We start from the raw sequence: 22,741 nt of genomic DNA on the forward strand, positions 1-22,741 counted from the left end.
TTAGAATCATAAACGATCATAATAATCCGCGTTCTATTATTTTAAGCTATCACTCCGCCCGATTTTGCAACGAACTCGTTTTAAATGACTTGATTACGTAGACGGCTTCGCTAGTTTCTAGTTCTCCACCTTTCGGCAGGTCGTAATTTTGATCAGTCGGCGTATCGGCATCGGGGAAACGACGAATGCCGCCAGTACGAAAAACCACTCGCTGAAACGAAGCTACAGGCGCAAAAAAGATTCGATTACCTCTCGACTGGCCGTTCACGAACGTTGTAAACATCCGTTTGTCGCGGTCCAGCTCAATACGAACATCGTATTGTTTCCCTGCTTCGTATTTCTGAATGGTTGCATCACGATAGCCCACTTTGGCTTTGAACAGGCTGTCGGCATCGAACATCAGCCGTACCGCTGCGTTGCCTTTCGCATCCTGAAATTCAATCTGCAACGTACCGTTATTGGCTTGCTGCGGCACTATCGAAAACTCGACGGTTAGCTTTTTTGAATCAGGAATTACGCGCTCAGCTTTGGCGTAATCGAACGGGTCTTTGTCACGTAGCACCAGTGCTTTGGCACCATTGCTGGATTCGATTTTGGCCGATGCGTAAACGGGACTATAGATGTTCCAGAATTTCAATTCCTCCCCCGCAGGCAACGTAGCAAAGGTTTCGTTCGAATGAGTCGTTACGTTGTCGGCGACTGGCACCGGAATTTTCGATACCCAGATATCTTCTTTATTCACACTGTAGGTCACCCAGAGATTATTGTCGGGTGGCGTACCATTTCCTTCTTCGATACCCCGAACGTACTGCGGGCCATATGATTTGTAAGCGCCACCGTAACGCATGGATGTAATCTCGCCATTGACCAACAACAGATTCGTATAATTCAGGCCGTCTTTACTGGTCGACAGCGCCAGCGGCCAGCGAAACTCCGATGGATTATAAACCGTAACGTACTGACCATCAGCGATACGTTGGCCCCATATTTTGGCGTTACTATTCACAAAACCCGGCGCCCGAACCGGCTTGTACGACCACGTTTTACCACCGTCGGGGCTAATACTGGTTAAGGCATGTTTCCACAAACCAACCACCCGATTGTCAGGCAAATGATAGTAACTAAATGCTTTGAATTCGCCTTTCAGATTTACAAGCGGGTCGTTGCGATCAGCTTCTTCGAGCCACTGTTGCATCATCAGCGGATTAGCCAGTAGTTCGTTACAGGCTTCCACGAATCCCTTGTCTTTCGAAGTCGTGTAAAATGGATATGCTAACTTGCTTTTGTCCCAGGACGTATTGTTTCGAATGAAGTAGATTGGTCCGAATTTGCCGTCGGGATATACTTCGCGAACAACCCGGCCAATGCCGTTTCCATCATTGGGGTCATCTTTCGGCCCCATCACAATACCGTAAAAGCCAAGGGTCAACAGACGTTTGTTTTTCGCTACGTAAAAACCCATCCGCTGGTGCATAACCGCCGATAAGTTTTTGGCAACTTCTGGCCGACCTTCCTTTTTCCAACCGTCGGGAATTTTATAAGGCGGAAAAACCACCGTCGGTTTCGACCAGGTCTGACCATCTTTCGAACTAAGCAGCAGCGTTTCGCCCGGAGGTTCGTGCTCGCCAACCGGATTGCTCAGAAACTGAACGTAGTAAGTACTATTCCAGTAAGCCAGCATGGGCGCGTGGTTGTACGTCCAGTTCAGACCACCCGCCAGTTCTGGATGCTCGCGATTGGCACGAAATACCTGAATGTTATGCACACCCACCGCCGGGCTCAACTGCCCATGATGATAATCAACGTTCGACAACGTAGTACCAACGTAGCGAACGGTGTCCTGGGCGTGGGTTTGGAGGGAATAGAATATGAACCCCAATAAAACCCCACCCCAACCCCGCAGGGAGGGGCTTGCCTTCAGTAGCTTTTTAAGCCCCTCCCTACGAGGGAGGGGTTGGGGTGGGGTTTCCTCTGAGTATTTTTTGCGGATAAACTTCATAATCCTTTAGTTTTTTTAACCCAAATTACCTCCGCACCGTCGCCCTGCTTTTTTAGGTTGACGACGCTTCCGCCTTTCAGGACTTCTTTCGATTTTGAAATCTGACCTGTTTTGGGATTGATATAACTTACCGTGAACGAACCAACTGATTTACTCAGGTCAAGTTCGGTCGGGTTGGGTGATTCGTTGTACAACACGTATCCTGTTTTTTCGCTACCCATTGCCCATTGATTGGCTGGTTTCTGTGACAATTCGAATGGCTGCATTTGAGCCATATCGGCCAGAAATTGCGGATCACTTATTGACGGAACATTGGGCATGGAACCGCCTGCCAGCAGCACCGCCCAGCCCATCAAATCGTAACTGTCGGCGGCATACGTAACGGCTTTGGCGGGAAATTTTTGCCGATATTCCTGCACCGCCCGATAGACTTGCTCAAACGAACTTTTCTTAGGTGGCGTCAGTCGGGCGTGCTGGCGTGGAGCAAGATTTTGTCCACCAGCGGGTGCATACGTAGTGCCATTAGCCTGATAATGCCAGTACCGAATATCGATCAGATCAACGATTGCGCTACGTTTGGCATCGGCCAGAATTGCGTCCTGCACATCTTTGGTCGTACTCAGGCCAACAATAGCGTTTTTACCCGTTTCCTTTTCCCACTCACCAATCGTATCAAGCCAGAATTGCACGAAAGCCAACGGCCCGGTATACTCGGCACTAATAAGCTGAATGACCCCCGAATTGCCAACAAAATTGTTGAGACACTGACGAATGTAAGCCCGATGCAACGCCCGACGAACCGGATGTGCTACGTCGTAAAACTGTTCGGCCATGAAAATTCGCTTGTCGCCCGCGTAGGGGACTGGTTCGGGGAAGCCGGTATTGTTGATGTTATTAGCGGGTCGCCATGGGAAATCGGCGTAGTGCGCGCCCGCTTCGATGATATTGTGCTGGAAATAATTTTCGTGAATCAACGCCAGCCCTTTCTGGTCGGCCAGATCAGCGTATTGCTTCAGGCGATTCCAGTACCAGTGATTGTATTTCGTTAAATCGTATTTACTGAGACCATCCCAAGCGGTTTCTTTGCCACTTCGGGCAAAAGGCAACTCATAAAACGGGGGCCAAACATCGCCATCCATCCGGCGAATTCGTTCGTGATCGTCGCGCCTACGGTCGTACCAAAGTCCGTAGTTATGATCGATGGCCAGTACGTTGTCGGCCTTCATAGAATCGGTCATTATGTCCAGATCATCGGTCAATCCGCGCCCCGTCATACCCGGCACGTAGCGTGTGATATGCGGTTTAGCATTGGCGAGTCCATGCGGGCGGGCGCTACCATTCCACCACTGAATTTCCTGCCGACGCCCCGTCAGCAACGTACCGCCACGAACCAGTTTCCCCTGCTGAATCAGCATTGGCTCAGATTTTTTAGCTAGCTGCTCTTTGGGTAATCCAATAACGTCGATTGGCTTTGCCGATGACGTAGCAGGAATGGGTTGACGCTGAGATGCGGCAGTGATAAAATCGTATAATGTCGGTGCGGACTTAACCGCCTGTTTTGTTAACTCGGCCGCTACGTCGATTTTCGGACTGCTCGACGCTTCTGACTCAACGGGCAACAGAATTGTTCTACCTGCAATCTGATCCCCCAGTCGGTCTTTCAACTGAGCGTAATACAAACTACGAGGTTGAATATGCTCGTTTGAGTTATCCCAATAGCCATCGCCCGCAAACTGCGCCCACGTACCGAACGCCCAGTTTTGCGCTGTAGGCGGCTGGTAACAATCGACGCGCGAAGCTGTACATTGCCAGAAAACGCTGTTCGCAGCATTCCATCCCGCACCTTGCTCGTCCTGCCCCCGATTGGCGAAACGTAGCGCATTGCCATCTATATTCACTACGTCGAACAACACGCCCGATGCCCAGCTATCAATACTACCACTAAAACTGAAAGGCAAATGCGATTCACACTGTACAAAGGCATTCGGCCCCGCACTACAATAGCCAACGGCAAAATCATGAATACCTGACTCAGCATAAACTCGCTGACAAAGAACTTGTTGCCCCCTCACAAAGAACGTATTACGTCGTTCTCCGCCGATCTCCGAAACCGGCTCTAGCGACTGACAATCTTCTATGGTAATTCGTTTTGCCGTTTCCTGTACGTTCACCGCCGAACCCGCAAAGTGCCGAAAAACTATCTGTCGAACCCACGCATCCTGCACATTATTAATCACAATGGCCATCCAGCGATGATCTTCGTCTTTGGGATTGGTTTTATCGTAAGTTGATTCAAGCATTAGATTTTCAATACCTGATTGATTGATACGTCCCTGCCATACGTAGCGCGAAACCGTTCCGCCACCATAGGCCGAATCCAGTGCCGTTGTCAATGGGGCATCGAGGGTAAGTTCGGAACCGTTGATGGCTGTAATCTGTCGATCCCAGAACAGGTCACGCTGGCCGGGTTTCCAGCCTAACGCCGAAATCCCTCCGCCAAACGTATCGGTATCGAGTTTCTGAATCCACTCTTTGGTCGATGGCCGCCGAATCTGAACGTAATCACCAACGTTAAAATCAGTTGAATTTGCTACGTTGATTTTAGTAGAATTGACTGGAACGTAGTGATCCGAAACCTTGATTGATGCAGAAAGCTGACGGTCGTTTTTGCCAGAAATAGTGATGAGATTATCACGGCTGAATCCGGTGCCAAGCAACGTAGTAGCATTGATCCCACTACCCTGTAGCACTACGCCTGAAGCTGTAATTCTTAAGCTGCCAGCCACTTCGTGCGTTCCTTTTTCGAGCAAAACAGCCCCACGAAAACCATCTTTATCCACGGGCAGCGATGCTACGTAGTCGATTGCGGCCTGAATCCGCCGAGTTGCGTCGCCTTTCCGAGCGGGTACAACAACTTTAATCGCTACGTTCGGAATAGTCTGTTCGCCAGCTTTGTAGCCACAGTACGAAAAATCAGGAATACGATTCCCTCGTTCATCAGGTGTGTACGTCAAGCGTCCATCTTTTCCCAACGCCACCGGTTTGGGCGGAACTGGCTTATTCTTTTGCGCATACGTTTCTTCAATTCGCAAAAAGGCGAAAAGTAACGTAGTGATTGCGGCAAAAAGAATAGGTTTAAGCACGGGTTTGGAAAGTTATGGTGTCGGGTTTGAGAACGGCAGTGGCCGACCGTCCGACATATTGCTAAGTATTGTATCGGGTTTGAGAACGGCAGCAGCCGACCGTCCGACACGATGACAATCTTTACTACGTTCTCGGTCTTACCTGTTGCACCGATACTACGCTGTTCAGGTAATCTTCGATGTTGGTATAACCATCTTTGTTCTTGTCCTGACTCGCATCAGAGGCATCTTTAGGATTCAGGCCGTTTTTGGTTTCCCACGCATCGGGCATGCCGTCTTTGTCTGAATCAACGTACGGCGTGCCTTTGTAGTCAGGGTAACCACCTACCTGAATCGGATCGGTGATGATTCCGTTTTTGTACGAATCAATTGGCAGACGACGATGCTTGAACTGAGTTTCGGGCAATTTCACACCTTCTTTATACGTAATCTTGCCAGTACGTACCTGCTCAATGACGCGCGTATCGACTGGGTCGCGTTTGGGAAGCGTCGCTCCAGCATTAGCCAGCACAAAATCGTAAGCCTGTTTGGCTGGCAAAATCGTCATTTTGGGCATCGGAAGCGGTTCTTTCCACTTAATATTGGCTGTGTACTGACCCGCATCGGCTAGATCTTCGACCTGAACACCACCTGCCCAGTTATCTTTCGTTACTTTTTCGTTGCCCTCCATAATATTGCCCGCAACGAAAGCTCGTCCGTAGACACGATACGGCAGTTTGCTACGTCCGGATTCGGGTTTCAAAATGCGGTATGCAAGGGGTGAATCTTTCGGGGTTAGCGGACCGGGCTTAAAGTAGTTATTGATAATATTGTACATAGCTGTGTAATCTCCGCCATCAATCGAGCGATGTACCCAGTTGAAGATTACGTTGTTGGTGAAATTGAAAATCCCATTCCAGCCAATCGACGGATTTCGGCCCGCGTTGTCGGCCCAGAGGTTGCGTGTAAACGTACAGTTTTCACCACCCAACGTACTGCCAAATGCGTGGTTCCACGTATCAAGCGCTTCCGAGAAAATCGAATTCTGAATCGTGATGTTCACCGTGGGCAGTTTCTCTTCTATCGTCTTGCCAGTGCTATCGTTGTACATGTGCCGGTACATCGACATATTCTCGTCTAAACCCCAGCTTGCCGATACGTGGTCGATCATGATGTTGCCAATCGGGTTACCACCAATCGAATCATCGCGACGGCCAACACCAGTTTCACCCCGCCGGAAACGCATGAACCGAATCAGTACGTCGTGGGTGTTGATCCAGACCGATTCACCGGCCACACAAACACCATCACCGGGGGCCGTCTGACCCGCAATGGTGATGTATGGTGCTCTGATTATCAGTGGAGTTTTCAGTTTAATAATACCTGCTACGTTGAAAACAATTGTGCGAGCACCGCCCTGTTCGCAGGCTTCGCGCAACGTACCGGGGCCGCTATCGGCCAGACTCGTTACTACAATAACTTTCCCACCGCGTCCGCCAAACGTATAAGCACCACCACCTTCGGCACCCGGAAATGCCGGAATGCTCGCCTGTGGTAGATCGACCGGACGCGCTGCCCAGGGAATGTACGGTTTTCCTTCCTTTGCTTCTTTTTCGATGATCGGTTTCGCTTTTTCCCAGGCGACATCTGACTGACGACGACTTTCTTTCAGAAGTTCATCGCTTTCTTTCTGCACATCCGCCGGAATGGTCGGGTATTGGGCCGAAGCCGAATATTGTATAAAAAGTAGAGCAGCAGCAAGGGCAACAGGAATAGTCAGCTTTTTCATAATCGCTAATTTCTAACGAAAAAATCTGCATGGGGCCAGTTTCTTGACTTAGGCGTCCGTTCAGATTGTATATCAAGTTCAAAATAAGGCTAAAAAATAGCGGAATATCTATATCATTTTTTCGCCAATGTATAGGATATTATCATTCACTATAGAATCCGTTCGTAAGCAGCTTTGAGAGTGTGGAATTGATACGTTTTTGCAAACCGATTCACGAGTATAAGGACGCTCATTTTTGACAAATGGCCTATATCTGGGCCGAATGGGGACAAGTATTTAGAACCATTCCGTTACTTTGCCAACTCGTAATCGCAATTTTTTCTTCCCTCGTGCTCACTATTACCAATCTTACCAAAGCCTATTCTGGGCGTACTGTTTTGACTGTTCCGCAGTTGCATCTGGCTGCTGGCGTTCATTATTTCCGGGGCGGCAATGGTTCTGGTAAAACAACGTTTTTTCGGACTGTGGCGGGCCTTCTGCCTTTTTCAGGAGAGGTCTTACTGAACAATCAGTATGAGATTAATCGGAATCCGGTAGATTATCGGATGTATGTAAACTATGCCGAAGCCGAACCGTTGTATCCGTCGTTTCTAACCCCTCGCGATCTGGTGGAGTTTGTCGGAAAAGCTAAACAGTCGCCAGCGGGCCAAATTGACTTATTGACCGGCGTATTGGGTGTAAATGCGTTCTGGACGCAACCTACGGGCACCTTTTCGAGTGGTATGCTTAAAAAGTTATCGCTGCTATTGGCACTGCTCGGTACGCCCAAATTGGTTTTACTCGACGAGCCGCTTACTACGCTGGACGTAGCAACGGCGGCAAAACTGTTCGGATACATTCAGCAACTACGCACTGAACAAAACGTTACGTTCTTTCTGACATCACATCAGGATGTTGCACTGACGGGCCTGGAATTAACAGGCATCTGGCAGGTTGGAAACGGCGTTATTTCACCTGTAACCATACAAGGCTAATGCTTACGTTTCTCAATCGGGTTTTCGTAGGGCCGTTTTATGCTCGCAACGCTGGTACGTTTCTCGTGCTGGTTTTGCTGGCTTTTGGTTTTTTAAGTGGCCGTGAGCATAAGGCATTGATTACGGCCGCACTGGGCTCGCCGTTTTTGCTGGCATTGGTGTTTGTGCTTTGGAGTTTATATCTACTAAAAACCGTTTCGTTTGTCTGGCAGGAATTATCGGCTCCCGAACACCTCTTTCTGCAAACCTTCTGGCTGGTTCCAACTTTTAAACGATGGACACTCTGGCTGACGATTCAAATCGGTTTGCTGGCACCTATTATTATTTACGCTGGCTGGATGGTTCAGTTGGCTACTACGTATCAGAAATGGGATTCGCTAAGTGCTATAATAAGCTATATTAGTTGCCTGATTCTGGGGGGAACATGGCTCAACGATTACCGACTTCGAAACCCAAGTCCCGAAGCCATTCGACTACCCCAACTACGTATTACGTTACCTTACGAGCTTTTCTTTCCGGCTTACTGGCTCCGCTATGAACCCCTTTCGCTGGTGCTGACAAAAGCGTTTTCGGGTTTGTTGCTCGCAGGTGTTTGCAGGTTATACCCGACCGATGATTATGATGAACGGCTTTTACTGATCGGGCTTTTATTAGCTGTTCTCGGGCACGCACAGGTGGGTGGGCAAGTGAGTTCGTTCGAACGAAAATATTTGCTTTTGCTACCCAACCTGCCGCTGTCATGGGCTCAACGTTTCGGACGATACGTAGTGACATATGGCCTGCTCTGGCTTCCCGAACTCCTTATTTTACTACGTAACTGCCCTGTTGACGTATCACTTTACTACGTTGTTCTGGCATGGCTAACAGGCTGGGGCTGGTTGCTGATGATGCACAGTCTCGCTTATCGATATGAGATTATGCCCGATAACTGGCTAACGGGTATTATTGCTGCCTTTGCCATTGGTTTACTCGTTATCATGTTTGGCCTGCCCGTTGGTGTTTGGTTTTTGTTAGGATGGAGTCTGGCTACACTCGTATGGTACTGAAGTGCTACGTTCAGGAAGGCGTAAAAAGGCAAATTTTCATTGGTCTGTGATGATAAATTCGACCCGTCGGTTGGCTTCGCAGGGAGGAGCGCAAATCGTTTTCATATCCCCATATCCTTTTATTGTGATGCGGGTAGCATTAATTCCTTTTCTGGTTAAATAACGCTTGACCTCCGCAACCCGATCATGCGACAGTTTGAGGTTACTGGCGGCATCCCCTATTCGGTCGGTATGGCCTTCCAGACGAACTTTCATTGTCGACTTCGATTGCATCAAATCGGCCAGTTTATCTAATTCAGGGAATGATTCTGACAGTAGAGTTGCCGTCGATAGCTTAAACAGTACGTTTTTCAGAACTACATGCTCATTAAGGATGGGTTCTTGTTCTTTCCTCGGTTCGGTTATAGCTGGCGACAGGAAAAAGTTCTTGATCTGACTGGCTTTATCAATAGAAACCGATTCACGTAGTGATTGGTAGCCGTCTTTTGTTATGGAAACGATATATGTGTCTTTCGTGGATGATGTAAGAGCGTAAGTACCATCACGATTCGTAGTAATCGTTTGCATGGGCGATTTATCACCAACAACAACCAGTGTGGCGTTTAGTGGTTTTAGCGTTTGCTTATCAAAAACCTGCCCCGATATTGTCGACTGCACCGTAGCGATTGCTGGAGTCGAATTTCCCTTTGTTATTTCTGGCACTAACGACAAATTATCGAAATAGCCATCATTGTTTGCGCCGTTTTTACGGTGACTCAACAACCTGATTTTAATCTGCTTCGTTTGAACAGGAGGAACAAACAACTTGGTTAACAACTTCCATTCACTGTATTGATCGTATACCCCTAAGTCGTACGAGATCAACACAGTCTCACGGTTATCGAGTAAGTCAATAATGATTTGAGACTGATCGGCAGGCCGTTGCGGCCACGACCGAACATACCCCGAAAAGCGAAAGCGAATACCATTTTGCGCTAGTAAATCAGCGTAATTTGCTACGTCAACGGTTTGCGCCAATTCGGCTTCGGGCACCGCCCAGGGGAAAAAATAATTCTTACCACTTTGAGGCAGCGGATCACGCGAACGAACTCCCCAACGGTTTCCCTGCACATTTGTCCAGTAAGGAATTTGTTTGTTTACCAGCGGTAGTTCACAATCGGGGTTTTTGATCAGGTTCTGTTCCGATTGACCTTTTGCCGGATGAAGCCACAGCCCGAAACATACTAACGTAGCACTGAGTGTGCTGTGTAATTTAAAATACATGGATAGAAGAGAAGCAGTGATGATGTATAACGTAGCGCTGATTTAGGCAATCCCAATAATACGATTCACGTCGGTTTGTAATCCTCGGGCCGTTACGTCGTCCATACCACCTGCCAGTTGATAGGCCTTCCCCCAGACTCCAGATTCAACGCATAACTTACTCTGGCTGATTCTTCGCGAACGCCTGCCCCCATTTGCTGATTACTAGTCATATAAGCCATATTAGGAGCATTATCGTTGTAGATATTTTGCGTCAGTATGGCATGAATGTCTGATTTGGCAAATCGCTTCCCATTTACGTCAACATAATCAGATGTTACCATAAACGTGCTGGGATTATGGTGGTTTTTGGGACGTCTGTCAGACAATGCCCATTTAAATACATACCATACCAGAGCCAATACGATTAACTTATAAATAATACTATTAGTCATGGAAAACACTAATGTAATTAGTACAAAGCTTGGTATGCCCACAACGAAAAGTAGAAAGATACTTTTGGGAACCGAAGCTGGCGTTACATAAAAAACGTATCCATTACCTTGCTGGGTTTTGGTGTACTGTGCCTGCGTTGTTGCCATTGCGTAGAATTTGAGAGTGGAAGGTGGGCGAACATAACTACTAAATCCGTCGAATATGGTGTTGAAAGCCGTTCGATAAAACGAAAATACAGGTACTCACATTAATGTAAGTTATTATTTACTATTCGGATGCATTTGCCAACATATACTCCCATTTGTATTCATACTGAAGATTTTGTACCATTTTAAACGAACTATTGCGCATTACCCCCACCGTTCCTCCGGAGAGTGGGGGTAATGCGCAATAGTAGTACTAATTGATAACTAGCTAATTAGGCTTGCGCAGATTTATAAATGAATCCGTTTTAAGTCCAATGCCCGTTCGCGATATGATTACGAACGGGCATTGGAGTATTTCTATAATTCTCAATTTGGCTTACTCGCTTTTTAATACGTTGGCCGGATTTTTACAGGCAGCACGTAGCGTTTGTGAACTAATCATCAAAATGGCCGGCAGCAGTACAATAATCACGCAGAGCAGCAGTTCAGTAAGGCCAACGGGTTGATGATAAGCAAATTTGGTCAGCAAAAATTGGTCGAAGAAGAGATAGGTTGCCGGAAGGGCTACCAGAGCGGCTAGCAACAATAAGCCCAAAAAGCCTTTGCTTAATAGAAAAATCAGGCCTTCTTCGCTCGCACCCAGCACTTTGCGAATACTAATTTCTTTCAATCTGGTTTCGGTAGTGAATACCACCATGCCGAGCAATCCAAGAAAGGCGATACAAACCGCCAGAAAAGCCACGAAGCCAATCACCTTAATCATAACCGAGAATTGACGATAGGCATGTTCAATCTGATCGTTATAGAATTTGGCTTCGAGCGGGTGTATTTTATCAATTTCCCGCCAGACATTCTCAATTTTAGCCATTGTAGCCGGTAAATCTGACGAGGCAATTTTAACATTCAGATAGCCACTGGGTTCCGCCGAATAACGTAGTATAACGGGCTCAATCTGCTTGTCCATAGTGCCGTAATGAAAATCTTTCAGCACCCCAATAATGGTCAGTTTTTTCTTATCCACAGTTACACGCTCGCCGATGGCTTTTTCGGGATTTCGTCTGGCTATATTGAACCGTTTCAAGACCTGCTCATTAACGATCACTTCACTCTCCTCCCCTTTCTGAGGACGTAATCGAAAATTGTTGCCCGCCAGCAGTTTATGTTTATGAATGGGTAAATACTGTTCATCAACCATATTGAGCCATACCATTGCCGAATCGTTCGGATTGGTGTATTTCATGGTGCTGCCATGCATACTGCCCAGGCTAGTTATCATCATTGATTTAGACAGTTCGGTTACTTCCGGAATTTCGGCCAGATGCTTTTTCAGTACGTCGCCCTTATTACCTTTCAAATTGATATTCAGAATATTATCGGTAGTAAACCCCAAATCGAACGACAGAAAACCCCGATACTGCGAGTAGCCAACCAACGTAGTAGCAATGAAGACCAGCGAAAAAGTATACTGAATCGTAATCAAGGCTTTACGCAACGTAACTCGTCGGAATACTTTCAGGGCCGATACGTCTTTGATGACCTGAAGTGCGTTGATTCGGGAAAAATACACGGCTGGCAGAAAGCCCGCTACCAAACCCACCCCAATAGCCAGCATGATAAAGTAAAGAATCATTTCTGGAGACATCTCCAGAGCAACCAGTTCGCTGAGCTTCGGATCGAGCGCAAGAAACTGGCCGCGTAAAAACAGAAACAGCACAAACGAAAAAACAAGCGCCATCAGGGCTATAAGTACCGATTCGGTCATAAACTGGCCCAGTACGTGACTTTTCAAAGCACCCATAATTTTACGAATGCCCACTTCGCGCGAGCGACGTAGCGACCGGGCAATGGACAGATTCATGTAATTAAAACAGGCCGACAGCATAATAATAAAGGCTAGTCCCGCCAGAATCCAGACTACTAAAGGAATCAGATTCGGTCCTATCTGATTTTCGAGCTTCGGGCCAAGTGCTATTTCCTTGAGCGGCTGCAACGTTACGTTCACCGATCTATGTCCGGTAAGCTGTGCATTTTCTGCTTTGCTTATGTTAGTTAAACTGGCCAACATCGGCTCGGGCGCGCTATTTTCTGGCAATGTCAGATACACATAATTCTGCCAGATGTTATCCCAACTATAAAAACTAGGGTCTTTTGCTCCATGCTGTGCATCGACAGTTGCAAACGAAACCAACGCTTCGAATTGCATGTGCGACAGTTTTGGAATATCTTTCAATAGTCCCGTCACTTTGTAAGCCAACGTATCGAACCGGACTGTTTTACCTACGGGATTTTCTTCGCCAAATAGCTTTTTCGCCGTTTTTTCGGTCAATACCAACGAATAAGGCTCTTTCAACGCCGTTGCCGGATTGCCTTCAATCATGGGAAATGTGAACACGTTGAAAAAGGAAGCATCGGCCCACAGAGCACCGAGCGGCAGGGTTGTTTCGCCTACCGTAGCATCACTCCAGAAACCACTACGTAGAATCGTTACATCTTCTACACCTGCTACGTTCTTACGAATGCTGGTTCCGATTTTTATTGACGTAGAAGCCAACTCTACAGGCGGTATTTCGGGCGTTTTATACGTAGTAATTACCCGATATGTTCGGTCTTTCTTTTCCTGAAAATCGTCGTAGGAACGTAAATCCGTAACAAAGCCAATAACCAGCAAACCAACTGACATACTGACAGCCAGCCCGATTATGTTGATAAATGAAAACAGTTTGTTACGTACCAGACTCCGTCGGGACGTTTTGAGATAGCTGCCTAGCATGATCCAGTGAATGAAAAGGTGAATGAAATTGAGTTTACGGACAGTATAGGGTCGAAAGAATTTCAGTACGTCGAGCCAGTAAATGAGCCGCGCCCGGCGAAGACTTTTTGTTTTCAGATTACGCTCAAAATATTCATTCAGGTCGCCCTGTAAATCTTCTGCAATCTCCGGCCGACAGTACCAGTTTAGCAGCCGCTGCGCCAACCGGGGTGGCTTACTAGTTTTGTCGATGGTGTGCCTCATTTCTGCGTTACGTTCGGATTTGGGCTGGTTTTGGGCGCTGGTTACCTGTTTCATATCGAGCCTTCCAGATTAAAACCGGGAATACTATTCCACAGCGATTCACGAGCTTCTCTGGCCTTTACCAGACCCACTTTGCCCGCATGCGTGACTTCGTAATAGCGTTTACGTTTGCCCCCTCGCGCACTGGTTGCTTCACCCATCCGACTTTTTGCCAGCCCCTTTTCTTCCAGTCGATTCAGAACGGCATGTACTACGCCCAGTTTAGCACCCCGGCCAGTATGTTTTTCCAGTTCATCGCAAATGGCTACGCTATACGCATCGTTCACCAGTGCGGCAATGGTTAGCAGAACCAGTTCCTCAAATTCACCCAGATTTTCTCCTTTCATTGGCTATAATTTTCAGACAATGCTATTAATTCATCAAATGTATGTAAAATAAAAATGATTAATTCAGTATTTGTATGTAAAATTTAGAATCATTGTTTTTGGTAATCACTACGATGAATTTATAGGCTGTTTTCAAGCGTCCGCGATGCAATCGCAGACGAGCGCGCTAACTCTGTTGATCAGAGATATTATAGAACTAGGTGAGCTAGTCTTATAAATATGAGTTAAAACTTCCCGTCCTGATGACAGTTTCAGAGATATAGGTTTAACCGGCTCATGCCAGTATACCACGCTGAGGAATAATTTCGAGCCGATAGCTCACCATCTATGAAGCCTGATTTTACGAAGTTGATCCCGCTGAGCCGAATTAATGCGGTTCTGGCATTTGCCGTCTTAAGTGTGCTCATTCTGTATGTTGGCCGTCCATTTCTGATACCGTTGGCCTTTGCAGGATTGCTGGCCTTGCTGCTTCTTCCGATTAGTCGGCGATTAGAGCGATGGGGTATCGGACGAATCTGGGCTACGTTCCTATGCGTTTTACTTTTCCTCTTGTTTATCGCTGTTTTTCTGGGAGTTCTCTACGCACAGGCAGCCAGTTTCGCCGAAGATATTCCCCGACTGGTTAAGGTATTCAATCAGTTACAAGCCCAGATTGAGCAACGTTTCGACATTAGTTCGGAAGAACAGTTGCAGTTTATAAAAAAGAAACTCGCTACGTTACTAGAGTCGTCAGGCCGTTCCATATCTGCCTTTATGGGTGTTCTGGGAACGATTATAACAGAACTGGTGCTTATCGTGCTTTATCTTTTCTTTCTGCTCTGGAAACGGGAAAAGTATAAAAATTTCATTCTCAAGCTTACTCCGGCAGAGAATAAAGCCGCTATGGCTGATGCACTCGGCCAGATTAGCCGCGTATCGGCCCGCTACCTGTCAGGGCGTATTTTCTCAATGGCTTTTCTAGGCATTTATTATAGCATTGGCCTTTCTATAGTAGGACTCGACAAAGCTATTTTGATGAGTATGGTTGCGGTTCTGCCCACGCTGATTCCGTATGTTGGCGCGTTTGTCGGTGGTTTTTTTCCGGTGCTTATGGCCTTGCTCACTGGTACGCCCGATTTGTTGATTCCAACAGTTGCCGTTCTGGTATCGGCTCAGGTGATCGACAATAATATTATCGAACCATTGGTGATGGGGGCCGAATTAGACCTAAGCCCCATATTCACCATCATTGCGGTTGTACTGGGCGAACTGATTTGGGGAGTTCCCGGCATGATTCTTTTCGAACCGCTTTTTGCTGTTACCCGTATTATATGCGCACACATACCAGAACTAAGCCCTTATCGATATTTACTGGAAAATGAACTTGAAGAGCCGGGTTGGGTAGCCAGACTCAAGAAAGTTTTTGCGCGCTGATACGCTTATTTCACTTCTGGTCGGCATTCATATTCTACTACGTCGTGGCCAAGGCTGATACGTGGAAAAATGTACTACGTAGCAGCATTAAAACTGTTAACAACGACAACTTTGTATTAATTTAAGGATACTTCTTACAAGCATTTTATCCATTTTAATCCTCTTAATTTTATAAAGAGAACCATTTGTGGTAGAAATTTTTATAATTTGCTATCCAAACTGGTCTTATTGACTCAACCACTACCACTACCCATCCTCTTCATGCGCATCCGAAGACGCCCAACCATTTTGCAGCATGACTCGGAAACGGCTCTTTCGCTACGCCTGAAAACAGGAGACGAAAAAGCGTTTGAGGAGATTTATTTTCGATACTTCACACATTTGCACTCAATTGGGGTGAAGTTTTTGAAAAGCCCCGATCTGGCCGACGATGCCGTGCAGGACGTTTTTCTGAAACTCTGGGATAACCGCCACACGCTGAACGAGGCATATTCAATCAAGAGTTTTTTATCGGTTACCATGAAAAACCATGTTCTGAATATTATTCGGGACAATCATGCCGCCATCTGGGAGTATTTATATAACGATTCAGCAGAGCTAGTCGGCGAAGATTCGACCAGCAATACGTATCAATTACAGGAGTATCGGTCCATTCTGGAGCAGGGTTTGAAGAAACTCCCACCTCAACGGGAGAAGATTTTCCGGCTCCGGGTGTTCAACGGGCTTAATAACGAACAGATAGCCCAACAATTAGCTATTTCGGTCAATACGGTAAAATTCCAGTTTTCGCAGGCTACCAAGTTTATCAAAGACTATCTGAGTAAGCACGCCGATCTGGAAAGTGCGCTGCTCTCGTTGTGCATCCTATTTATTTTTTAATTTTTTTTCTTCAACCAATCATACTTTCGCCTGCCTATTGTGTATCCATTTAGGAACAAGTTGAACTATTCCTAAATTCGAATGGATATAAAGCTTCTACAGAAGTATTTACAAAACAACTGCACACCCGAAGAATCGCGTATTGTTCTGCAATACCTGGCAACTGACGAAGGCCAACAGCAATTACAAACACTGCTGGAGAATGACCTCGCTACGTTACAGCCAAGTTCGCCAACAGCCGACGATCAGCAACGGGCAGAACAACTCTTCTCACAGATTCAGGCGCGCAAATCGGCAAAACTGTATGGGTCATTCTATGACGTAGCAACTCCAGATCATTCCAGAAACGTCTTCGGGCAACGATGGACGTGGCTGGTTGCAGCTACCGTAAGTCTGCTACTCTTGGCTACCGGAACCTGGTGGCTTACCCAACGTAACGAGGCCGATACGTGGTACACCGAACGTACCAAGTATGGACAGATACGCCGTATTGTTTTGCCCGATCAATCGGTAATTACGATGAACGGCAACTCGTCGATCCGCTACGTGAAAGACTGGCAGGCTACTACACCCCGTGAAGTATGGGTGGATGGAGAAGCCTTCTTCGAGGTGGTTCACACCAAAAACCACCAGCCCTTTCGGGTGCATTTGCCCGACCAGATGAATGTGGAAGTGTTAGGCACACGCTTCAATGTGTACACTCGTTCGAAGGCAACCAAAGTGGTCTTAAATGAAGGGCATATTCAGTTACAGGTAGCTGATAACCAGAACAATCACCTCGACATGAAGCCGGGAGAGATGTTCTTTGCCGATAAACAGAATAAGGTTTTTTATAAAAAGATCGTTAATGCGCAGGCTCATTCATCCTGGCGTACGGACAAGCTGATTTTCGACGGCACGACACTGGCCGAAATCGCTACGTTACTTCACGACACCTACGGCCTCGATGTTCAAATCCGGGATCAAAAGTTAAGCAATCAGAAATTCTCGGGTACTATTCCCAGTAAAAACGTAGCCACAATCCTGAAAGGCCTGTCAGGGCTTTTCAACCTAACTATTACCCAGCAAAATAACCAAGTAATAATCGAGTAAATCCAATTTATATGAAGCACTTACTATTCTGTATAATGGGCTTGATGCTGGTTGGTAACGTACCGACCCAGGCTCAGCTATTGGCGTTTAACGCGCGCCATAATGCTCAGCAACCCAAAGAGCGTAACGTATTGATGCTTAAGGATGCGTTGGCAGAATTAGAAAAACAATATAACGTATCGTTCCTTTACCGCCCCGATCAGGTCAACATTAAAGTCGTGTTGACGTCTCGTCGTAAATGGTCTTTAGAGAATGCGTTAACGAATTTGCTGGACGATACGGGCCTGAAATTCGCAAAAATCCAAAACAACTTTTACGTAATTACCAGCAAAGAATCTGACAAAAGCGTTTCGCCGAAAGTCAATCAAATTGAATCAAAAGGGCTTGACAAACAAGCTCCCGACGAACTGAGTTCTGGTACGGTAAACGTAGCCCGTCTGCAAAATGCCGGTTATTCGCTGCTATCGAGCGAACGCCCGCTGGCCGATATTAGGGGCAAAGTTTCGGATGCCAATGGGCAGGGCATTCCAGGCGTTAGCGTTGTCATTAAGGGAACAACCCGTGGCACTACGACTAACAGCGAAGGCGATTTTACACTCAGCGCCGATGCTAACGCTACGTTGGTTTTCAGCTTTGTTGGATACGTATCGCAGGAAATGCAAATTAACGGACGTAGCATCCTCAACGTAACGCTACAACAGGACGACCGGGCACTGGAAGAAGTAGTTGTGGTTGGTTATGGAACTCAGAAACGGGCATCCGTAACCGGAGCCGTATCATCAGTAACACCGAAAGATTTAACGGCATTACCTGTAGTTAGTGCAGAATCGGCTTTACAGGGGCGCGTGCCCGGTGTTCGGGTGGTTAACAATGGTAGCCCCGGTCAAGCACCTATCGTTCGTATCCGGGGGATTGGTTCCATCAACTTTGCGTCGGGGCCGCTTTACGTTATCGATGGCATTCCATCGGGTGATCTGAATAACTTAGATCCCAAAGACATCGAGTCGCTGGAGGTGTTGAAAGATGCCAGTTCAGCCGCTATTTACGGTTCGCGGGCATCGAACGGTGTGGTTATCATTACCACGAAGCGGGGCTCTAAAGACGGACAACTTCACGTTAATTTTGATTCATACGTTGGTTCACAGAGTGCCTGGAAACGCCTGGATCTACTCAATACGCAGCAATACGTTCAATACGCAACAGCCCTGAATGGCAATGCAGGAATCGCTCTTCCCGGTCGGCTTGGCAACCTGAATACGCCAATCTATGACGGTGCTTCGCAAACGTTTGCGCAAACCAATACCGACTGGCAGAGTGTTATGTTCCGCACCGCTCCGATTCAGCAGCATCAGGTTTCGGTGTCGGGCGGTGGTGCGAAATCGCGCTTTTTTGCGTCGGCAGGCTATTTCGATCAGGAAGGTATTCTAATTGGTACCAACTACAAGCGCGGCAACGTTCGGCTCAACTCTGATCATCAGATTACCAAAGCCATTTCGTTTGGTCAAACGCTGATGATTTCGTATGATAAAATGCGGGGTGAACAAGGTTTTGGCGGTGGTCGTACGGCTGTCATGCAAACCATCCGAAATCTCCCATACTGGCCTGTGAATGACCCAACCAAGCCCGGCGGTTACAGCTCGCCAACGGCAGCCGATGGTTCGGACCCCGACAATCCGGTACGTATCGCCCTGATGGACCAGAGCTATACGCAACGTATTAAACTACTGGGCTCGCTATACACCGAGATCAAGTTTACCGATTTCCTGAAGTATCGGTTTAGTTTTGGGGCAGATATTGTTTCGGCTCGCACCAACGATATATTCCCTATCTACAACGATGGCTATAAGAGCCGTCCGCAACAACAACTAAACGACAATCGGACGCTCTATTATTCGCCTATACTAACCAATCAGTTAACGTTTGATAAAACGTTTGGCAAGCACATTCTGAATGCAACCGTAATTGCGGAACAGCAAACATTCCGCAGTTCAAACCTTAACTCTACAGGTTATCGCCCAAATAATGACATTACTGTTTTACAGGGCATTACAAACCCCGGAACAACCAGTTCGCTTGATGAAAGTGCGCTCATTTCCTACGTAGCACGGGTTAACTACGAGTTTAGCGGCAAATACCTGTTAAGTGCATCGGTACGTCGCGATGGTTCATCGCGTTTTGCTCCTGGCAATAAATGGGGTACTTTCCCCTCCGCGTCGGTAGGCTGGCGGATCAGTGAAGAAAGCTTCCTGAAATCCGTTCCAAGCATTTCGGAACTGAAGCTACGGGCCAGTTATGGCGAAACCGGATTCAACGGTATTGGCAGCTACGCCTGGCAGTCGCTCGTGCAGGCCGATAATACCAACTACATCTTCGGAACCGACCGCAATCTGGGTTCTTACTTCAACGCTATTGGTAACACCGACTTAAAGTGGGAAACAACCAAAATGACGAATGTGGGTGTTGATCTGGGCTTGTTTAATAACAAAATCACCTTTACGGCTGAAGTTTATAATCGCCTAACTGACGGTCTGTTGCTTAACGTACCGATTCCAAGTTCGCTCGGGTATACGTCGGCCCCGCTGGCCAACATTGGCAGCATGAAAAACTGGGGTTATGAGTTTCAGGTGGGTTACAATCAGAATCAAGGGAATTTCCGCTGGAATGTTTCCGGCAACCTCGATATTACCCGGAACCGAATCTTAAGCCTGGCGACACCCAGCGCTACGATTTATTCGGGTCTAAATCAGGATTTTGGCGGATTCGATATTACCAAAACGGAAGCAGGACAGCCTATTCAGTCGTTCTATGGTTGGCAGGTCGATGGTATTTTCCAGTCGGTTGATCAGGTATATTCGTCACCTCGTCAGAATCCGGCCGCTACCCGTGATGCGCACGATCCGACCAAAAACACATCGGCGGGTGATATTCGCTTTAAAGATCTGAACGGCGACGGGGTTATTAATGCAAACGACCGGACGTATCTGGGCAGTTTCATTCCTAAATTCAGCTACGGCCTCAACTTCGGTGGAAACTATAAAAATTTCGACCTGACGCTTTATCTGCAAGGGGTGCAGGGCAACAAAATTTATAATGGTACGAAAGTGATTGAACAAGGTATGCTACGTTTGTTCAACGCTGGTACCGACGTATTAAACGCCTGGACACCAACCAATACGAACACCAACGTACCACGGGCCGTAAATGGCGATCCTAACAACAACAGCCGTACATCCGACCGGTTCATTGAAGATGGTTCGTATATGCGTCTGAAAAACCTGAGCATCGGCTACACTGTACCGACCGAATTGCTGAACCGTATATCGAAAAATACCCTGAGCAAACTACGTGTCTACGTATCAGCAACTAACCTGCTTACGTTCACGAAATACACAGGTCTAGACCCTGAGATAGGTGTAAATGGTTCCTCCGGGAATACCAGCACACTGCTGACCAATGGCATCGATTACGGGCAATATCCGCAGCCACGCACGATGCAGGTTGGGTTAAACTTTGGTTTTTAAGCGCATTCCGTTCTGGATAATAAATTTGAGAAGAACATGAAAAAAGGATTTTTAATAACTGGAATCTTATTTCTGGGCCTGATTTCCGGATGTAAAGACGACATTCTGGAGAAATCGAACCCGAATGGTGTAACGGTCGATAATTTCTATAAAAATGGTACCGAACTAACCAGCGCCGTAACTGCTATTTACGCGTCGGCCAAGTCCAACTTCCTGACCTCACGCGAATGGTTTTTCCTGCACGACCTGCGTAGCGACGACGTAACATCGGGCGGAGGGCAGTTGGAAACACCCCGCAACCAGTTGCTGCTCGGAAGCCATGATCCCGGCAATGCGGTAATGAGCAACGTTTGGGCAGGTTATTACCGGCTTATTCACCGGGCCAATTCGGTTCTCGACCTATCGACCAAAGTGACCGACATGGCAGCCGCAACTAAAAGCCGTTTGCTGGCCGAAGCCCGTTTTCTGCGTGCCTGGGCTTATTTCGATCTGGTTGCGATGTGGGGCGGTGTGCCTCTTTATAAAAACTACGTAACGTCGGTAGAAGGCTCGTTAGCCCGTTCTCCGGAGAAAGACGTGTATGATTTCATCATTGCCGACCTGAAGGCGGCTCAGGATGCCCTACCCGCTACGTATGAAGCCGCCAGTTTCGGTCGTGCCACCAAAGGAGCTGCCCAGATGCTACTGGCTAAAGTATACCTGCAACAAGCCGATTACACGAACGCTAAAACCGAACTTCAGAAAATCATTACGTCGGGCACTTATAGTCTGGTTGATGAATACAGCGACAATTTTCTGGAAGAAACCGAGTTCAACAAAGAGTCGATCTGGGAGATTAATTTTTATCCGTCGAATGGTACGTATAACTGGGATGCCGATGGTAACGGTGCCACAGCAGGTACAGAAACGGTACGTACGCAGGAGTATTCGGCCATCGGCTGGCGTAACGTCATTCCGTCGAATAGCATTCTGAACGAGTTCGAGAAAACGACCAAAGGCGATGCCAAAACCGACCCTCGCTACGCTAAGTCGTTCTATTTTACCGGCGACAAGTACAATAGTGACAAGAACACGCTGACCGATGCCGCGCAAAATGGCAACGCATCGCTGGTGGGTGGTGCTACGTTGAAAGTAAGCTGGCGGAAATTCTCGTTGATGTACAAAACCGACCAGTCGTTCATGACGGGCGGAATCAACCAACGGGTTATGCGTTACGCCGAAACCTTGCTGGCGATGGCTGAATGCGAAAATGAGCTTGGTAATATTGCATCGGCGGTTAATTACCTGAACATGACGCGTGCCCGTAAAAGTGTAGCCATGCCTGCATACCCAACGGCTACCTATCCGGTCAGTACCAAGGATCAGGTTTTTGCCGCTATCGTTCACGAACGCCGGGTTGAGTTAAGCGGTGAGCAAATTCGGAATCGCGACATTCTGCGCTGGCGGAAAGCGGGTAAACTAACGACCGAACCGTTCTCGTACTTCCAGAAAGGGAAACACGAATTGCTACCGATTCCGCAAACCGAAGTCGACAACAATCCGAAAATTGAACCTGCCGATCAGAACCCCGGCTATTAATCAGGAACAACCAACCTGTTGATTTGATAGAGTAGCGAAGGGAGTCCATTATAGTATGGCTCCTTTTCGCTTTTCTGACCAATAC

14 protein-coding genes are annotated in these 22,741 nt (G+C 47.3%); 7 read left to right on the forward strand and 7 right to left on the reverse strand.

Annotated features, from left to right (window positions below; genetic code table 11):
* Window positions 1-49: 49 nt before the first annotated feature.
* From ACYVD4_RS20615 to ACYVD4_RS20625, 3 genes are all read right to left on the reverse strand, one after another.
* Window positions 50-1,999: an exo-alpha-sialidase gene (locus ACYVD4_RS20615; protein ID WP_460948948.1), complete on the reverse strand. Its 1,950-nt coding sequence runs from the start codon at window positions 1,997-1,999 to the stop codon at window positions 50-52.
* On the reverse strand, window positions 1,996-5,142 hold the full coding sequence (locus tag ACYVD4_RS20620) for a DUF6298 domain-containing protein (RefSeq protein ID WP_460948949.1): 3,147 nt from the start codon (window positions 5,140-5,142) through the stop codon (window positions 1,996-1,998). Before ACYVD4_RS20620 ends, ACYVD4_RS20615 begins: the two co-directional genes overlap by 4 nt.
* A 124-nt stretch (window positions 5,143-5,266) precedes the next feature.
* A complete protein-coding gene (locus tag ACYVD4_RS20625; RefSeq protein WP_460948951.1) occupies window positions 5,267-6,910 on the reverse strand; it encodes a pectate lyase family protein in 1,644 nt (547 codons plus the stop codon).
* A gap of 329 nt (window positions 6,911-7,239) precedes the next feature.
* Between ACYVD4_RS20625 and ACYVD4_RS20630 the strand changes: the two genes are divergently transcribed.
* Window positions 7,240-7,884 carry an ABC transporter ATP-binding protein gene (locus ACYVD4_RS20630; RefSeq protein WP_460949314.1) on the forward strand — a complete coding sequence of 215 codons (645 nt, stop codon included), beginning with the start codon at window positions 7,240-7,242 and terminating at the stop codon, window positions 7,882-7,884.
* On the forward strand, window positions 7,884-8,930 hold the full coding sequence (locus tag ACYVD4_RS20635) for a hypothetical protein (protein ID WP_460948953.1): 1,047 nt from the start codon (window positions 7,884-7,886) through the stop codon (window positions 8,928-8,930). The genes ACYVD4_RS20630 and ACYVD4_RS20635 overlap by 1 nt, the downstream gene beginning before the upstream one ends.
* 36 nt (window positions 8,931-8,966) lie before the next feature.
* Here the strand turns inward: ACYVD4_RS20635 and ACYVD4_RS20640 are convergent, their stop codons facing one another.
* The 4 genes from ACYVD4_RS20640 to ACYVD4_RS20655 all read right to left on the reverse strand — a co-directional run bounded on the left by ACYVD4_RS20640 (window position 8,967) and on the right by ACYVD4_RS20655 (window position 14,173).
* The gene (locus tag ACYVD4_RS20640) at window positions 8,967-10,193 is read right to left on the reverse strand and encodes an OmpA family protein (RefSeq protein ID WP_460948955.1); all 1,227 of its coding nucleotides are present in this window, start codon (window positions 10,191-10,193) and stop codon (window positions 8,967-8,969) included.
* A 92-nt stretch (window positions 10,194-10,285) separates the two neighbouring features.
* On the reverse strand, window positions 10,286-10,774 hold the full coding sequence (locus tag ACYVD4_RS20645) for a hypothetical protein (RefSeq protein ID WP_460948957.1): 489 nt from the start codon (window positions 10,772-10,774) through the stop codon (window positions 10,286-10,288).
* 376 nt (window positions 10,775-11,150) lie between these two features.
* Entirely contained in the window at window positions 11,151-13,841 is a 2,691-nt protein-coding gene (locus ACYVD4_RS20650; protein ID WP_460948958.1) for an ABC transporter permease, read from the reverse strand.
* Window positions 13,838-14,173: a PadR family transcriptional regulator gene (locus ACYVD4_RS20655; RefSeq protein WP_460948960.1), complete on the reverse strand. Its 336-nt coding sequence runs from the start codon at window positions 14,171-14,173 to the stop codon at window positions 13,838-13,840. The genes ACYVD4_RS20650 and ACYVD4_RS20655 overlap by 4 nt, the downstream gene beginning before the upstream one ends.
* 327 nt (window positions 14,174-14,500) lie before the next feature.
* On the opposite strand from ACYVD4_RS20655, the gene ACYVD4_RS20660 reads away from it, so the two are divergent.
* The 5 genes from ACYVD4_RS20660 (at window position 14,501) to ACYVD4_RS20680 (ending at window position 22,656) form a co-directional block, all read left to right on the forward strand.
* Window positions 14,501-15,586 carry an AI-2E family transporter gene (locus tag ACYVD4_RS20660; protein ID WP_460948962.1) on the forward strand — a complete coding sequence of 362 codons (1,086 nt, stop codon included), beginning with the start codon at window positions 14,501-14,503 and terminating at the stop codon, window positions 15,584-15,586.
* A 261-nt stretch (window positions 15,587-15,847) separates the two neighbouring features.
* Entirely contained in the window at window positions 15,848-16,465 is a 618-nt protein-coding gene (locus ACYVD4_RS20665) for an RNA polymerase sigma-70 factor (protein WP_460948964.1), read from the forward strand.
* An 81-nt stretch (window positions 16,466-16,546) separates the two neighbouring features.
* Window positions 16,547-17,557 (forward strand): FecR family protein, encoded by a 1,011-nt coding sequence (locus ACYVD4_RS20670; protein ID WP_460948966.1) that lies wholly within the window; start codon window positions 16,547-16,549, stop codon window positions 17,555-17,557.
* 11 nt (window positions 17,558-17,568) lie between these two features.
* The gene (locus ACYVD4_RS20675; protein ID WP_460948968.1) at window positions 17,569-21,078 is read left to right on the forward strand and encodes a SusC/RagA family TonB-linked outer membrane protein; all 3,510 of its coding nucleotides are present in this window, start codon (window positions 17,569-17,571) and stop codon (window positions 21,076-21,078) included.
* Window positions 21,079-21,114: 36 nt separating this feature from the next.
* Window positions 21,115-22,656 carry a RagB/SusD family nutrient uptake outer membrane protein gene (locus tag ACYVD4_RS20680; RefSeq protein WP_460948970.1) on the forward strand — a complete coding sequence of 514 codons (1,542 nt, stop codon included), beginning with the start codon at window positions 21,115-21,117 and terminating at the stop codon, window positions 22,654-22,656.
* The last annotated feature ends 85 nt before the right edge of the window (window positions 22,657-22,741 follow it).

Source organism: Spirosoma daeguense (assembly GCF_054776875.1).